The sequence below is a fragment of the Georgenia subflava genome, from assembly GCF_009193155.1.
Lineage (GTDB): Bacteria > Actinomycetota > Actinomycetes > Actinomycetales > Actinomycetaceae > Georgenia > Georgenia subflava.
In genome coordinates this window covers 36923-52032 of the sequence record NZ_VUKD01000007.1, presented here as the reverse complement: position 1 = coordinate 52032, position 15110 = coordinate 36923, and the positions used below count along the sequence as shown (strand labels likewise).

Sequence of the window (15110 nt, the reverse complement as noted above, 5' to 3'; positions counted from 1 at the left end):
ATCGAGATACTTTCGCGGCAGGCGGCTGAGCGGCCGGGTCAGCCCTTGAGGGCGTCGGTGAGCTTCATCCGCCCGCCGGTGTGCAGGACGCCGCGCCGGTAGACGCGGGCCGCGACCCAGACCAGCAGCGGGATGACGACCACGGCGATCGCGATCGCGAGGGGCATCTCCCACGGAGCCAGCACCCCGAAGGCGTCGCGCACCGGCATCATGAACGGCGCGAAGAACGGGACCTGCGAGAGCACCGTCGCGAGCGTGCCGTCCGGGTCGTTCGGCACGAGGAACATGGTGGCGTAGAACGGGATGAACAGCAGGAACATCAGCGGGGTGGTCACCGAGCCGATGTCCTCCTGGCGGGAGACCAGCGCCGCGAAGCCGCCGAAGAGCAGGGCGTACAAGGCGTAGCCGAGGAGGAACCACACGATCAGCCAAACCAGGGCGGCCCCGATGTCCACGCTGATGCCGTCGGTCAGGCCGAGCGCCCAGACCGCCGCGGCGAGCGCGCCCCCGAGGACGACCACCTGGAACAGCCCGTAGATGCCGATGCCGAGGATCTTGCCGGCGAGCAGCTGGGTGGGCTTGATCGTGGCGAGCAGGATCTCCACCACCCGGGACGTCTTCTCCTCCACCACCCCCATGGCGATCAGCGACCCCGAGCCGATGAGGGCGAAGAGCAGCACCGAGATCATCACCATGGCGACCCCGAAGGCGGCGCCGTCGAACTCGTCGTCCTCCGCCGTCTCCAGGGTCCGCACCTGGGGTGCCGCGGCCGCCAGCGCCTGACCGAACTCGGCCGGGTCCCCACCCAGCTCGCTGATCTGGGCGTCGACGACGTAGGCCTGGACCGCGGAGGCGACGAGGCCGACGATCTCTGCGTCCTGCCCCTCGGCGAAGATGAGCTCCGGGGAGGCGGGGTCGCCGTCGAGGAACGCGTCGGCCGTCGGGTCCTCGCCGTCCGGACCGCGGAGGGCCTCCTCGGCCTCGTCGGCGGTCATCCGGGGCAGCTCCAGAGTCACGTCCTGCCCCTGCGCCGCCGCCTCGAGCTGCGGGGTGAGCTCGGAGACGGACTCGGCGACCGCGACGGTCATGACCTCGGGGGCAGCGTCCCGGTTCAGGAAGTAGTTGCCCACGATCGAGCCCGCCACGATGAGGACGAGCATCACGGCCAGCGAGATGATGTTCGCCTTCGTCATCATGCGGGTCTTGACCTCTCGCCGGGCGACGAGCCAGACAGTGCTCAGCGAGCTCACGAGGCCTCCTTCCCGCGCCGGCCCAGACGTCGCCGTCGTGCCGGTCCCTCCGTCGGTGGTTCCGGGTCGTCGTCAGAGGACACGACCCCGCGGAACAGGTCTGCGAGAGTCGGCCGCACGGGGGAGAACTCGCGCACCGCTCCCAGCGTCAGGGCATCGGTGAGCAGCTCCTGCTCCAGACCACGGGCGTGGTCGGTCAGCTCGAGGACGACGGCGCCGTCGCGTGGTGCGTGGCCGGTCACGAGCACGCCGGCCCGGCTGCTCGCCCAGGCGGTGACCGTCTCGGCCGGTGCGTCGATGTCGAGGAGCCACCGCTGCCGGTCCGTCGACCGCAGCTCGTCGATCGTGCCGAGCGCCTCCATCTGCCCCTTGCGCACGATCCCCACGCGATCGCACAACCGCTCGACCAGATCCAGCTGGTGGGAGGAGAAGATCACCGGCACCCCGGCCGCCGCGCGCTCGCGCAGCACGTCGCTCATGACGTCGACGGCAACCGGGTCCAGGCCGGAGAAGGGCTCGTCCAGGACGAGGATGTCCGGGTCGTGCACGAGCGCAGCAGCGAGCTGCACACGCTGCTGGTTGCCGAGGGACAGCTTCTCCACGTTGTCGCCGCGGCGGCTCCCGACGCCCAGCCGGTCGGTCCACGCCTCGGTGGCCCGCGTGGCCTCCTCGGCCGACATGCCGTGCAGCCGCGCCAGGTAGACGAGCTGCTCGCCGACCTTCATCTTGGGGTACAGGCCGCGCTCCTCGGGCATGTAGCCCACGCGCCGGCGCGTCTGGAGGTCGAGCTCCGCCCCGTCCCAGCGGACCGTGCCCGAGTCCGCGGCCAGCACCCCGAGCATGATGCGCATCGCCGTGGTCTTGCCGGCGCCGTTGGAGCCGACGAACCCGAAGATCTCGCCCGCCCGCACGTCGAAGGTCAGGTCGTGCAGCGCCCGGACACTGCCGTACGCCTTGTTGAGACGGTCGATCTCGAGCACGCTCATGCGTGTCCTTCCTCGGGGTGCGCCATCCGTGGCGCGTGGCGACGTGACGTCCGCGCGCTGACGGGGAGTGGTCCTGGGCGGAAGATATCAGGCAGCGGTGACCGGTCGGCGCGTCCTGTCCGGGCGGGGGCCGACGGCGACGCGCACCTGCGCCGGAGGGTTGCGCCTGAGCTCCGCGGAAGGATGCGCACCGGGTGCGCCGGAACCTGGCGGTCGCGGGTCAGGCCAGATCGAGGCGCGAGAGCTGCGGGTCACGCTCCAGCCCCGAGAGGCCGTTCCAGGCGAGATTCACGATGTGCGCGGCGACCACCGACTTCTCGGGGCTCCGGGCCTCGAGCCACCACTGCCCCGTCAGGGCGATGAGCCCGACGAGCATCTGGGCGTACATCGGCGCCGCCGCCGGATCGAGGCGGCGGGTGCGGAACTGGGCGGCCAGCAGGTGCTCGACCTGGCTGGCGACGTCACCGATGAGCGAGGAGAAGGTGCCGGTGGCCTGCGCCACGGGGGAGTCGCGCACGAGGATGCGGAAGCCGTCGGTGTTCGCCTCGATGTAGTCCAGCAGCGCCAGCGCCGCCCGTTCGACGACCCGCTTGGGGTGACCACCGGAGCTGAGCTGCTCGGTGAGCATCCCCAGCAGCCGCTGGACCTCTCGGTCGACGACGACGGCGTAGATGCCCTCCTTGCCGCCGAAGTGCTCGTACACCACCGGCTTGGAGACCTTCGCCCGGACGGCGATCTCCTCCACGCTGGTGCCCTCGAAGCCCTTCTCGGCGAAGAGCGCGCGGGAGACCGTGACCAGCTGCTCACGCCGCTCGGAGCCGGTCATCCGTACCCGGGGGGTGCTCCTGGGAGGGTTCACCGGCCCCATCATGCCGTGCCTGTCCACCGGCACCGGCGCGCGGGCGGTGCGAATGGTCCCGGGCCGGCGGGCGGTCGGTGCGGGTCCACCGGGCTCCGGGTGTGGCCAGCGACGCTGGCGTGCGCGCTCCCTGCACGCGCCGGTTCGGTCGCCCGACCCCGGTCCTGGCAGACTGGATCAGCGCATGTGCGCGGTCCGCCCTGGTGTAACGGCAGCACGCAGGCCTTTGGTGCCTTGCGGTCCGGGTTCGAATCCTGGGGGCGGAGCCAGCCGGACGCCCGCGCGACGCTAGAGTGATCCGTGCACGACGCCTGGGGCGACTCCGGGCGGTGATCCACTCGAGGGAGCTGGCGTGAGCCTGACCCAACCTGCTGCTGTCGTCGTCCTTGCCGCGGGTGAGGGCACCCGCATGAAGTCCCGCACCCCGAAGGTGCTCCACGAGATCGGCGGCCGCAGCCTCTTGGGTCATGCGCTGGTCGCCGCCCGCGGGCTCGACCCCGCCCGCCTCGCCGTCGTCGTCCGCCACGAGCGCGACGCCGTCGCCGGCCACGCCACCGAGCTCGACGGCGACGTCCTCGTCGTCGACCAGGACGCGGTCCCCGGCACGGGTCGTGCCGTCCAGTGCGCGCTCTCCGCGCTCGACGCCGCCACGCACGCCGCCGCACTGGCCAACCACGACGGTCCCGGCTCGCCGGGCCACGACCCCGCCCCCCCGGTCCTGACCGGCCCGATCGTCGTCATGGCCGGCGACACCCCGCTGCTCGACGCCGGCACGCTCGCCGAGCTCCTCGCCGCCCACACCGCCGACGGCAACGCCGTGACCGTGCTGACCACCACGGTCGAGGACGCGCACGGCTACGGCCGCATCCTGCGCGAGGAGGGCGCCGTCGTCGGCATCGTCGAGGAGCGCGACGCCACCGCCGAGCAGCGCGAGATCCGCGAGATCAACACCTCCACCTACGTCTTCGACGCCGCCGTGCTCCGCGAGGCCATCGGCTCGGTCGGCCAGGACAACGACCAGGGCGAGGTCTACCTCACCGACGTCGTCGCCCTGGCGCACCGCACCGGCAAGCGGGTCCAGGCGATCGCCGTCGAGGACTCCTGGCTGGTCGAGGGCGTCAACGACCGCGCCCAGCTCGCGGCGCTGGGCGCCGAGCTCAACCGCCGCACCGTGGAGGAGTGGATGCGCGAGGGCGTCACCGTCGTCGACCCCGCCACCACCTGGATCGACGTCGACGTCGAGCTGGCCCGGGACGTCACGATCCTGCCCGGCACCCAGCTCCACGGCCGCACCACGATCGGCGAGGGGTCGGTGATCGGTCCCGACTCCACCCTGACGGACCTCACCGTCGGCACCGACGTCACGGTCGTCCGCACCCACGGCTCGCAGTCCACGCTCGACGACGGCGCGACCATCGGGCCGTTCGCGTACCTGCGGCCGGGGACCCGTCTGGGGCCGAAGGGCAAGATCGGCACCTTCGTCGAGACCAAGAACGCGCAGATCGGCGCCGGGGCGAAGGTGCCGCACCTGACCTACGTCGGTGACGCGGACATCGGCGAGGGCACGAACATCGGTGCCTCCTCCGTCTTCGTCAACTACGACGGCGTGGCGAAGCACCGCACCGTCATCGGCGCGCACGCCCGCACCGGCTCGGACAACATGTTCGTGGCCCCGGTCACCGTCGGCGACGGTGCCTACACCGGTGCCGGCACCACCATCCGTGAGGACGTCCCGCCGGGCGCCCTCTCGGTCACCGGTGCCTCCCAGCGCATCATCGAGGGATGGGTCGTGCGTCGTCGGCCCGGCACCGCGGCGGCCAGGGCGGCCGAGCAGGCCCTCAGCGACGGCACGGGGCTCTCTGAGCAGGCGCAGGCGGAGCGTGCCCGCGGCCAGGACAGCAGCACTCCCCGGGACCACCAGGCCCCGGGTCACACCGACGGAGGGAACACCGAGCGATGACGGGGATCATCACCCACGGCGAGAAGCGGCTCGTGCTAGCCAGCGGCCGTGCACACCCGCAGCTCGCCGCTGACGTCGCGCGCGAGCTCGACATCGAGCTCCTGCCGACCACGGCCTACGACTTCGCCAACGGTGAGATCTACGTCCGCTTCGACGAGTCGGTGCGCGGCTCCGACGTGTTCGTGCTGCAGTCGCACACGGCCCCGATCAACCAGTGGCTCATGGAGCAGCTGATCATGGTCGACGCGCTCAAGCGCGGTTCCGCCAAGCGCATCACCGTCGTGGCACCGTTCTACCCCTACGCCCGCCAGGACAAGAAGCACAGGGGGCGCGAGCCGATCTCGGCCCGTCTGGTGGCCGACCTGTTCAAGACCGCCGGCGCCGACCGGCTGCTGAGCATCGACCTGCACGCCGCCCAGACGCAGGGCTTCTTCGACGGGCCGGTCGACCACCTATGGGCGATGCCGATCCTCACCGAGTACGTCCGCGGCCGCATCGACGCCGCCAACACCGCCGTCGTCTCGCCCGACGCCGGACGCATCCGCGTGGCCGAGCAGTGGGCCGCCAAGCTCGGCGGCGTGCCGCTGGCGTTCGTGCACAAGACCCGCGACATCACGAAGCCCAACCAGGCCGTGGCCAACCGGGTCGTCGGCGAGGTCGAGGGCCGCACCGCCGTCCTGGTCGACGACCTGATCGACACCGGCGGCACGATCGCCGAGGCGGTCAAGGTCGTCCTCGCCGCGGGTGCCTCCGACGTCATCGTCGCCGCGACCCACGGGGTGCTCTCCGACCCGGCCGCGCAGCGGCTGTCCGAGTGCGGCGCGCGCGAGGTCGTGGTCACGGACACCCTGCCGATCCCGGCCGACAAGCGGTTCCGGCAGCTGAAGGTGCTGCCCATCGCCCCGCTCCTGGCACGGGCGATCCGGGAGGTCTTCGACGACGGTTCGGTGACGTCCCTGTTCGACGGGAACGCCTGACCACCGCAGTACCGGCCGACCGACGCCGAGCCTCGCGATCGCGCGGGGCGCTCCGCGCAGACGCGCCCGGCGCTGCTGCGGCGTGCCCTCCTGACCGCGGGCCGGCGGGCGGCTGACGCCCACCGGATCAATGTGGGCCGGCATTGCACAATTCCCTGTCCCGTTTCTCCCACGCTCTCCCGGACTCGGTCATACGCTCGCCGCATGGCTACTGCAGCGTTGCGTCAGTTCACGTCCGAGTCGGTGACCGAGGGGCATCCGGACAAGGTGTGTGACCGGATCTCGGACACGATCTTGGACGCGATGCTGGAGCAGGATCCGGCGGCGCGGGTGGCGGTGGAGACGGTGGTGACCACCGGGCTGGTCCATGTCGTCGGTGAGGTCACGACCGATGCGTATGTGGAGATCCCGCAGCTGGTGCGCGATGAGGTCCGCCGGATCGGGTACACCTCCTCGGCGATCGGTTTCGACGGGTCCTCGTGCGGGGTGTCGGTCTCGATCGGGCAGCAGTCCCCGGACATCTCGGCCGGGGTGTCGAAGTCGTTGGAGGAGCGCACCGAGGCCGGTGGGTTCGACGAGCTGGACCATCAGGGCGCCGGGGACCAGGGGCTGATGTTCGGCTATGCGTGTGACGACACGGCCGAGCTGATGCCGTTGCCGGTCCATCTGGCGCACCGGCTGGCCGAGCGGCTGGCGCTGGTGCGCAAGGAGGCGGTGGTGGCGGGGTTGCGCCCGGACGGCAAGACCCAGGTGACCATCGGCTACGACGGTGACAAGGCGGTGAGCCTGGACACGGTGGTGGTCTCGACCCAGCACGACGAGCACGTCGGGCAGGACTGGTTGGCCGGTGCGATCGCGGCCGAGGTGGTGGCCCCGGTGCTGACGGCCGCGGGCCTGGACCTGGTCACCGAGGGGCATGAGCTGTTGGTGAACCCGACGGGGAAGTTCGTCGTGGGTGGGCCGATGGGCGATGCGGGTCTGACGGGTCGGAAGATCATCGTCGACACCTACGGTGGGATGTCGCGTCATGGTGGTGGCGCGTTCTCGGGCAAGGACCCCTCGAAGGTGGACCGGTCGGCGTCGTACGCGATGCGTTGGGTCGCCAAGAACGTCGTCGCTGCCGGGCTCGCGCGGCGCTGCGAGGTACAGGTCGCCTACGCCATCGGGCGCGCGCACCCGGTGGGGCTGTTCGTGGAGACGTTCGGCACCGAGACGGTGCCGGTGGAGCGGATCGTGGCCGCGGTGCGGGAGGTCTTCGACCTGCGCCCGGCCGCGATCATCCGGGACCTGGACCTGCTGCGCCCGATCTACCGGCACACCTCCGCCTACGGCCACTTCGGCCGCGAGCTGCCCGACTTCACCTGGGAACGCACCGACCGCACCGCCGACCTCCAGTCCGCCGTCGCCGGGCCGTCCGCCGCCGAGCGCCGTCCTGCCGCGGCGCCGCGCCCGGTCGAGCCCGCGCCGCTCCCGACCGCCTGACGCCACCGGTCGTGCACGGCCGCCCACCACCCGAACGAGAGCTGGGGAACTGAATGCTGCAGAAGGCACAGACCGGACGGACGCTGCTCGTGGCATCGACGGGCGGCCATCTGGAACAGCTCTCGAGGCTCCGCCACCGCTTCGAGCCGGCCACCGGCCTCGTGGAGTGGGCGACCTTCGACGACGCCCAGGCCCGGTCGCTCCTGGCCGGGGAGATCGTCCACCACGTGCCGTACATCCCGCCCCGCGGCTACGCCCAGGTGGCGCGTGCCGTGCCCACCGCCGTCCGGCTGCTGGCGAGCGGGACCTTCAGCACGGTGATCAGCACCGGCGCCGGCATCGCCCTCGCGTTCCTGCCGGTCGCCAGGGCTCTCGGGGTGTCGGCCCACTACGTCGAGAGCGCGGCTCGGGCCGACGGGCCCAGCCTCACCGGACGGCTCATCTCGCGGATCCCCGGCATCAACCTCTACGCCCAGTACCAGTCCTGGTCGGACGAGGACTGGGCCTACACGGGGTCGCTGTTCGACGGCTACCGCGCCGTCCCGAACGCCGCCCCGCCGGTGAGGGGCCGTCGGGTCGTCGTCACGCTCGGCACGATGCGGCGCTACGGCTTCCGCCGCGCGGTGGAGCACCTCGTCCGCGTGCTGCCCGAGGTGCTCGAGCCCGACGCCGAGGTGCTGTGGCAGGTGGGCGTCGCCGACGTCAGCGACCTGCCGATCAACGCCCGCGTCGACGTGCCGGCCGCCGAGCTGCACGAGGCGATCACCAAGGCCGACCTTGTGATCGCGCACGCCGGCATCGGCTCCTGCCTCACGGCCCTGGACGCCGGCCGGTGCCCGGTCGTGCTGCCCCGTCGCCCGGAGCTCGACGAGCACGTCGACAACCACCAGAACATGATCGCCCGCGAGCTCGACGGGCGCGGCCTCGCGATCTCCCGCGCGCCCGAGGCTCTCGAGGCCGCGGACCTCTGGGAGGCGATGTCGCGGACGGTCGACCGCGTCGACCGGGCGCAGCCCTTCCCGCTACGAGTGGGCTGACGGCCCGCCCGGCACGGGGAGACGGCGGGTCAGGAAGGCGGTCGTCTGCTGCCACGCCGCGGCGGACGCCTCCGCGTGGTGGAACTCGGGCCGGGGGTTGTCGAAGGCGTGGCCCGCGCCGTCGTGCAGGTGGAACTCCACCTCCGGCCCGCCGACGACCTCCCGGATGTTCAGCACCGTCTCCAGCGGGATGTAGGAGTCGTCCGTGCCGAAGTGGTGGATGCTCGGGGCCGCCACCTGGTCGGCCAGGCCGAGAAGGTTCGGCAGGGCCGAGCCGTAGTAGGAGACGAGGACGTCCGGGGCGTCGGCCGCCGCCACGCTGAACGCGAGGCCGCCGCCGAAGCAGAACCCGACGACGCCCACCGGGCCGCTGGTCTCGGGGCGCTCTCGGAGGGTGCGCAGAGCCGCCACGCCGTCCGCGACCGCCGTGTCCCAGTCGAGGCGGCCCACCAGCGCCATGGCCTGGTCCATGAAGTCCTCGCGGGACTCGTCGACCGTGCCGTCGAGCCGCCAGTAGATCTCCGGCGCCAGCACCGTGTAGCCCAGCTCCGCCAGGTCGCCCGCCCGGTCACGGATGTAGTCCGACACCCCGAAGATCTCCTGGAGCAGCACCAGCCCCGGGCCGCGGCCGCCTGCCGGTACCCACAGGTGCGCCGGCATGGGCCCGTCGACGGTCGGGACGGTCACGGCTACGGGTGCACTCATCGAAACACGCCTCTCGTCTGCTCGTGGCGGGGCTCCGCCGTGGTACCGCCCAGTGTGCCGGTGGCCGCGCCGGAGCGACATGTGAGCCTGGCGACTCCGCCCTGGTTTCCACCTGCCCGGACCTGCCGTTAAGATGGACAGGTTGCCTCGGCGAGGGACGCCGGACGGGCCACTGGCTCGACTGGCGCCGCACCACCTGCACAGCGCGTGCGACGCCCCCGGTTCCGTGATCGACGCGGTGGTGCCTCGCTGCGCCGTCCGTACGACGTCCCACGCTGAGGCCCGCCGCCGACCGAGAACTACTGCCCCAAGGAGACCCCAGTGGCTGACAACACGAAGCTCACCGCGACCAAGCGCACCGAGTTCGGCAAGGGTGCGGCCCGCCGCACCCGTCGCGCCGGCCTGATCCCCGCCGTCCTGTACGGCCACGGGACCGAGCCGCAGCACCTCGCGCTGCCCTCGCACGACACCTTCCTCGCGCTGAAGGACCACGCCAACGCCCTGCTCACACTGGACATCGAGGGCAAGGACCAGCTGGCCCTGGCCAGGGACGTCCAGCGCGACCCGGTCCGGCGCACCATCGAGCACATCGACTTCGTCGTCGTCCGCCGGGGCGAGAAGGTCACCGTCGAGGTCCCGCTGCACGTCGAGGGCGAGTCCGCCCCCGGCACGATCCACCAGCTCGAGCTGCAGCACCTGACGGTCACCGTGCCGGCCACCCGCATCCCCGACCAGGTCGTCGTCACGATCGACGGTCTCGAGGACGGGCACATCGTCCGCGTCGGCGACATCCCCACGCCCGAGGGCGCCTCCATCGACGCCGACCCCGAGGCCGCCGTCGTGATCATCTCCATCCCGCGCGCCACCGCCGAGGACCTCGAGGCCGACGAGGCCGCCGCCGAGGCCGGTGCCGAGGCCGGCGCCGAGGGCGGCTCCGCCCCGACCGAGGAGTCCGAGGAGTCCGAGGAGGCCTGACCTCCCGTCCCGTCCGTCGCGCCCAGGCCACTCGGCCTGGGCGCGACGTGCATGTCCGGACCTCGAGCGGTCCCGCCGCCGAAGCAGAAGGAGCAGCATGAGCCCGTGGCTCGTCGTCGGTCTGGGGAACCCCGGGCCGCAGTACGCCGGCAACCGGCACAACGTCGGCCAGATGGTCCTCGACGTCCTCGCGGCCAGGCTGGGCGCCACCTTCACCGCGCACAAGGCGCGCGCGCAGGTGCTCGACGCCAGGGTCGGCACGCTGCCCGGCGGGGCTCCCGGACCGCGCGTGGTCCTCGCCAAGCCGGGCTCCTACATGAACGTCTCCGGCGGCCCCGTCGGTGCGCTGGTGAAGTTCTACGGCGCCGACCCGGCGCGGCTCCTCGTGGTCCACGACGAGCTCGACCTGCCGCCGGACACGCTGCGGCTCAAGCTCGACGGCGGCGAGGGCGGCCACAACGGTCTGCGCTCGATCTCCCAGGCGCTCGGCACGCGGGCCTACGTCCGCCTGCGGGTCGGGGTCGGCCGCCCGCCCGGACGCATGGACGCCGCGGACTACGTGCTGCGCGACTTCGCCGCCGCGGAACGGCCCGGCCTCGGCGTGACCCTGGAGGAGGCGGCCGACGCCGTCGAGGACGTCGTGACCCTCGGCCTGGAGAAGGCGCAGCTGCGGCTCCACACGACGAGCTGACGCACGGCGGAGCCCGCCCGGACCAGGTCCGGGCGGGCTCCGGTGTTCACGCCGGGCGGTAAGCGCCCGTCACGGCGTGGGACCGACCCAGAGGTCGTCGAACAGCCCCATGACCGGTGCGCTCGTCGCCGATCCGGACAGGTAGGCCCGCAGCGCGACGCCTCCCGCGTCCTGCAGCCCGGCGGTGGAGTCCGTGGCGGACACCGTCCAGGCGTCGGGCTCCGGCGTCCCGGTCGTCCAGACCTTCGCCCGCACGGTGGTGGGCGAGGTCCCGAAGGCCTGCACCCGCACCTCGAGGAGCTGTCCGGCGGTCGCGGTGACCCCGGGCACGGTGCGCGACTGCAGGTAGGACTCGGAGTTCGCCACCCGCCGGCCGAGGGTGGCGATCACCTGACCGGTCGACGTCTGCCGGGTGTCGAGGAAGTAGCGGTCACCGCTCGGCAGGTAGCGCGGCGTCACCGTGAGGTACGTCCCGCCGCCGGTGGGCGCCTTGTCGGCACCGACCCGGACCTTCATGTCCGTGTCGGTCGAGGAGATCCCGCCGAGCACCATGCCCGGGCCCGCCCCGGGGCTGCCCATCCGGATCAGGCCCGTCCCGCCGGCGACCGAGAAGTTCGACGAGCTCCCGCTCCGGGTCCAGATGCCGCCGAGGTCGGCGCTGCCCCAGCCGTTGCTGACCGACCGGGTGAAGGCGTCGAGGGCGAGCGGCGTCGCCTCGGCGCTCACGGTGACCTCCTGGGTGAGGCTCTTGGTCGCACCGTCGTCGTCGGTGACCGTGAGCGTGACGTCGTACGTGCCGGCGGTCGCGTACGTGTGGCTCGCCGTGGCCCCGGTGGCGGTGGCGCCGTCGCCGAACGTCCACGCGTAGGAGGCGATGGTGCCGTCCGGGTCCTCCGACCCCGTGCCGTCGACGCCGACCGTGAGACCGTTCGGCGAGGTGGTGAACGAGGCCGTGGGGGCGACGTTCGCCGCGGCGATGGTGACCTGCTGGGTCAGCTCGTCCGTCTGGCCGTTGTCGTCGGTGACGGTGAGCGTGACGTCGAACGTGCCGCCGCTGCCGTAGGTGTGGGAGGCGGTGGCCCCGGTGGCGGTGCCGCCGTCGCCGAACTCCCAGCCGTAGGACGCGATGGTGCCGTCGTCGGTCGATCCGCGGCCGTCCACGGCGAGCGTGGTGCCGGTGACCGCGGTGGTGAACGCCGCCACCGGTGGCGCGTCGGCGGCGGCCACGGTGACCTCCTTCGTCAGGCTCCTGCTGGCGCCGTCGTTGTCGGTGACGGTCAGGGTGACGTCGTACGTCCCCGGTGCGGCGTACGTGTGCGAGGCGGTCGCGCCGGTGGCCGTGCCGCCGTCGCCGAACGTCCACGCGTACGACGCGATCGTCCCGTCGGCGTCGCTCGAGTCCGACCCGTCGACGCTCACGCCGAGCGCGTCGGTCGCGACGTCGAAGGCCGCGACCGGTGCCGCGTTCGGGGGCTCGGCCCCGGTGGCTGCCGCGTAGTGGGCCGCGACCCTGGCCCCGGAGAGCGCCGTCTTGTAGATGGCGACCTCGTCGATGTCACCGGCGAAGCTGCCGCCGGCCGGGGCGGACGGCCACCCGCTGAGGGTGTCGGTGCCGATGCGCCAGTAGCCGATGGACAGGTGCTCACCGACGGTGACGTCGGAGCGGGCGCCGACCCGCTCGCCGTCGAGGTAGAGCGTCATGCCGCCCCCGGAGAGGGTGGCGACCGCGTGGTGCCAGTCGCCGTCGTTGTACGTCCCCGGGCTGGTGACCACCACCCGGTCGGCGTTCGGCTTGACGCCGAAGTGAACGCGTCCGGAGGTGTCCATGTAGAGCTGGCGGTCGTGCTTGCTGGAGGTCCGGTCCGTGTTCCGGTTGCTCCAGCCGACGATCCGGCCGCCGGCCGTGGTCGTGGTCTTGAACCACGTCTCGACCGTGAAGACGTCCGGCGGGTTGCCCGGTGTGGTGGTCACGGCCATCCCGGTGGTGTCCCCGGAGAAGGTGACGGCGGTGTCGTCGTCGCCGCCGATCGCACCGCCGGCGCCGAGGGTCACCCCGGCGGAGGTCGTGAGCGGGTGGAACCCGACCGCGTCGGCGACGGTCGAGCCCGAGGCCTCGCCCATCCGCCAGTAGTCGGTCGGCTCGTCGTCGTACACGGCCTCGACGTAGTCGCTGTTCGTCCCGCTCGACGCGACGGTCACGTTCGTCCACGGCGAGTTGGCGATGTTCCCGAACGGGTCGGTCACGGCGACGCGGTAGCGGTGCGTGGACCCCGGCGCGAGGCCGGTGTCGGTGAAGCCCATGGTGTAGGGGTTCCAGAACCGCGCCTCAGCCGTGCGGGTGTGGACCAGGCCGGAGCCGTTCTGGTTGTCGCGGTAGACCCGGTAGGTGAGGTTCTCGTTGTCGATGTCCTGGTTGGTGCGCCAGTTGATCCGCACCTGACCGGTCTCGGTCGAGCTGACGTTGAGCGGGTAGGTGGCGTTGAACAGGGTCGGGCCCTCGTCGTTGGGCGCCCTGCTGCTCACCGTGAAGCGCGTCAGGCCCTGCTGGCTCGTGCCGTTCACCCGGGTGAACTCGCCGCCCATGACGACGTAGTCGCTGTTGCCGACGACGCTCCACGGCCCCTGGAACTGGCCGGTGTAGGTGCCGGCGTTCAGGTTCGGGAACCACGCGAGGTGCTCCGAGGTCGGCTGCCCCTCGAAGCTGTAGTACCGGCGCTGGTCCGGCTCCCACGACGCCGTGCCGGTGACGTCCCGGCCGAACGCGACACCGCGGTAGTACGGGTAGTCGCCCACGCCGCCGGCGCCCTGTCGGACTCCGTCGATGTTCTCGCAGTAGTGGGTGTGGCCGGCGCCGTAGATGACGTCACCGATCGGGAAGACGCCGTACATGTCGCCGTGGCAGTCGTTGAGCCAGTGGACCTTGCCGTCGTCCCAGCTCGCTGCGAACACGCCCTCCCAGGTGCCGCCGCTCCTGCCGAAGGTCCAGCCGCCGCCGTAGATGTACGTGCCGTCGGTGGCCAGGGTGTCGATGGCGCCGTCGACCGTTCCGTTGCGGACCCACTGGTTGGTCTCGAACGGCAGGCTCGCGCCGGTGACGGCGTCGACCATGCCTAGCCCGTAGCCGGGGTTGCTCGACCCGTTCAGTGCGGTGAAGCCGCCGCCGACGGCGACCTTCGTGCCCTGCGGGTTGACGGTGATGGCGTCCACGATGCCGCCGGTGGCCTGGGGCGCCCAGTCGAGCAGCGCACCGTTGGAGGCGTTGAACGCGGCGAGGTTCCGGCGGTCGGCGTTGCCGACGCCGCTGAAGTTCCCGCCGACGAACACCTTGGAGTTCGTCGCCACCACGGCGCGGACGTGGTAGTTCACCGACGGTGCGAAGTTCGGCACCAGGGCTCCGGTGTTGGCGTCGAAGGCGGCGATCCGCTGCCGGGTCTGGCCGTTGACGGTCGTGAACTCGCCGCCGACGTAGATCCGCGACCTGTCCGGGGACACCGAGATCGAGCGCACCTGCTGGTTGAACGTCGGCGCGAACGAGGTCATCTGTCCCGTCGTCACGTTGAAGGCCATCATGTTCGCGCGCGGCACGGTGTTCTGCCCCGCGGGCGATCCTGCGGGCCTCGCGTTCGAGAAGCTGCCGCCGACGTAGACGATGTCACCGACCATGGCCATCGACCAGACGACGCCGTTGATCTGCGGGGTAGGCAGCTCGTCGGCGGAGACGGTGACGGGGGAGGCCGGGTCGGACGGGTCGGCGGGGGCGGTGTCGGCGTGCGTCGTCGAGGCTCCGACGAGGCTCACGCTGACGGTCAGGACGACGGCCGACAGTGCGGCCACGAGCAGCCGCAACCTCGTTGCGGCTCGCCCTGGTGGTGTGCTGAGAGTGTTCAAGGCGATCAACCCCACATCGTGAGTGCTGGACCCGGACGCCACTGCGGCGGGCGGGGTTTCCCGGTTGGCGGTTGGCCGCCGGGTGGACGGACCGGCCGATCGATTCGATGGATCCCGCGGGGGCTGGTAGACCAGCTCGCTCGGGGTGTGAGCAGTATGGGACGGGGCATCGAGGCGGGAGGTCCGCATTTCCCGCAGCGCCACCGCAACCCTGTGCTCTTGGGGCCCTCGACGCGACGCTGCGTCGAGGGCCGTTCGTTGCCGGTGCGGTCCCGCGGGGCCAGCACCGGTGAGCCGCTC

At 72.0% G+C, this 15110-nt stretch carries 11 protein-coding genes and 1 tRNA gene; 7 read left to right on the top strand and 5 right to left on the bottom strand.

Features of this window, described 5'->3' with window-relative positions:
* Nucleotides 1–38: 38 nt before the first annotated feature.
* The 3 genes from GD748_RS18165 to GD748_RS18155 form a co-directional block, all read right to left on the bottom strand.
* On the bottom strand, nucleotides 39–1250 hold the full coding sequence (locus tag GD748_RS18165) for an ABC transporter permease (RefSeq protein WP_152196664.1): 1212 nt from the start codon (nucleotides 1248–1250) through the stop codon (nucleotides 39–41).
* Nucleotides 1247–2236 (bottom strand): ABC transporter ATP-binding protein, encoded by a 990-nt coding sequence (locus GD748_RS18160; RefSeq protein WP_152196663.1) that lies wholly within the window; start codon nucleotides 2234–2236, stop codon nucleotides 1247–1249. Before GD748_RS18160 ends, GD748_RS18165 begins: the two co-directional genes overlap by 4 nt.
* A 220-nt stretch (nucleotides 2237–2456) precedes the next feature.
* Nucleotides 2457–3062: a TetR/AcrR family transcriptional regulator gene (locus GD748_RS18155; RefSeq protein ID WP_152196731.1), complete on the bottom strand. Its 606-nt coding sequence runs from the start codon at nucleotides 3060–3062 to the stop codon at nucleotides 2457–2459.
* Nucleotides 3063–3289: 227 nt separating this feature from the next.
* Between GD748_RS18155 and GD748_RS18150 the strand changes: the two genes are divergently transcribed.
* The 5 genes from GD748_RS18150 to GD748_RS18130 all read left to right on the top strand — a co-directional run bounded on the left by GD748_RS18150 (nucleotide 3290) and on the right by GD748_RS18130 (nucleotide 8551).
* Nucleotides 3290–3364 (top strand) — tRNA-Gln (locus tag GD748_RS18150).
* Nucleotides 3365–3504: 140 nt separating this feature from the next.
* Complete coding sequence (gene glmU / locus GD748_RS18145) at nucleotides 3505–5055, top strand: bifunctional UDP-N-acetylglucosamine diphosphorylase/glucosamine-1-phosphate N-acetyltransferase GlmU (RefSeq protein WP_152815208.1); 1551 nt, start codon at nucleotides 3505–3507, stop codon at nucleotides 5053–5055.
* Nucleotides 5052–6032 (top strand): ribose-phosphate diphosphokinase, encoded by a 981-nt coding sequence (locus GD748_RS18140; protein WP_152196661.1) that lies wholly within the window; start codon nucleotides 5052–5054, stop codon nucleotides 6030–6032. Before glmU ends, GD748_RS18140 begins: the two co-directional genes overlap by 4 nt.
* Before the next feature lie 204 nt (nucleotides 6033–6236).
* Nucleotides 6237–7514, top strand: a complete 1278-nt coding sequence (gene metK / locus GD748_RS18135) for a methionine adenosyltransferase (protein ID WP_152196660.1) — start codon at nucleotides 6237–6239, stop codon at nucleotides 7512–7514.
* Between the two features lie 53 nt (nucleotides 7515–7567).
* Nucleotides 7568–8551: a glycosyltransferase gene (locus GD748_RS18130; RefSeq protein ID WP_152196659.1), complete on the top strand. Its 984-nt coding sequence runs from the start codon at nucleotides 7568–7570 to the stop codon at nucleotides 8549–8551.
* Here GD748_RS18130 and GD748_RS18125 read toward each other — a convergent pair.
* Nucleotides 8537–9256, bottom strand: coding sequence for a dienelactone hydrolase family protein (locus tag GD748_RS18125; RefSeq protein ID WP_152196658.1), 720 nt, complete (start codon nucleotides 9254–9256; stop codon nucleotides 8537–8539). The genes GD748_RS18130 and GD748_RS18125 overlap by 15 nt on opposite strands.
* Before the next feature lie 321 nt (nucleotides 9257–9577).
* On the opposite strand from GD748_RS18125, the gene GD748_RS18120 reads away from it, so the two are divergent.
* Nucleotides 9578–10231 (top strand): 50S ribosomal protein L25/general stress protein Ctc, encoded by a 654-nt coding sequence (locus tag GD748_RS18120; RefSeq protein ID WP_152196657.1) that lies wholly within the window; start codon nucleotides 9578–9580, stop codon nucleotides 10229–10231.
* A gap of 97 nt (nucleotides 10232–10328) precedes the next feature.
* Nucleotides 10329–10922, top strand: coding sequence for an aminoacyl-tRNA hydrolase (gene pth, locus GD748_RS18115; RefSeq protein WP_152196656.1), 594 nt, complete (start codon nucleotides 10329–10331; stop codon nucleotides 10920–10922).
* A gap of 69 nt (nucleotides 10923–10991) precedes the next feature.
* On the opposite strand, the gene GD748_RS18110 is transcribed toward pth, so the two are convergent.
* Nucleotides 10992–14756, bottom strand: coding sequence for a PKD domain-containing protein (locus GD748_RS18110; RefSeq protein ID WP_226921605.1), 3765 nt, complete (start codon nucleotides 14754–14756; stop codon nucleotides 10992–10994).
* Nucleotides 14757–15110: the final 354 nt, after the last annotated feature.

What these genes read in the sequence shown, in the direction of transcription:
- GD748_RS18160 (WP_152196663.1), bottom strand. Translation starts at nt 2,236, where the DNA reads ATGAGCGTGCTCGAGATCGACCGTCTCAACAAGGCGTACGGCAGTGTC.
- GD748_RS18155 (WP_152196731.1), bottom strand. Translation starts at nt 3,062, where the DNA reads ATGACCGGCTCCGAGCGGCGTGAGCAGCTGGTCACGGTCTCCCGCGCG.
- glmU (WP_152815208.1), top strand. Translation starts at nt 3,505, where the DNA reads ATGAAGTCCCGCACCCCGAAGGTGCTCCACGAGATCGGCGGCCGCAGC.
- GD748_RS18140 (WP_152196661.1), top strand. Translation starts at nt 5,052, where the DNA reads ATGACGGGGATCATCACCCACGGCGAGAAGCGGCTCGTGCTAGCCAGC.
- metK (WP_152196660.1), top strand. Translation starts at nt 6,237, where the DNA reads ATGGCTACTGCAGCGTTGCGTCAGTTCACGTCCGAGTCGGTGACCGAG.
- GD748_RS18130 (WP_152196659.1), top strand. Translation starts at nt 7,568, where the DNA reads ATGCTGCAGAAGGCACAGACCGGACGGACGCTGCTCGTGGCATCGACG.
- GD748_RS18125 (WP_152196658.1), bottom strand. Translation starts at nt 9,256, where the DNA reads ATGAGTGCACCCGTAGCCGTGACCGTCCCGACCGTCGACGGGCCCATG.
- pth (WP_152196656.1), top strand. Translation starts at nt 10,329, where the DNA reads ATGAGCCCGTGGCTCGTCGTCGGTCTGGGGAACCCCGGGCCGCAGTAC.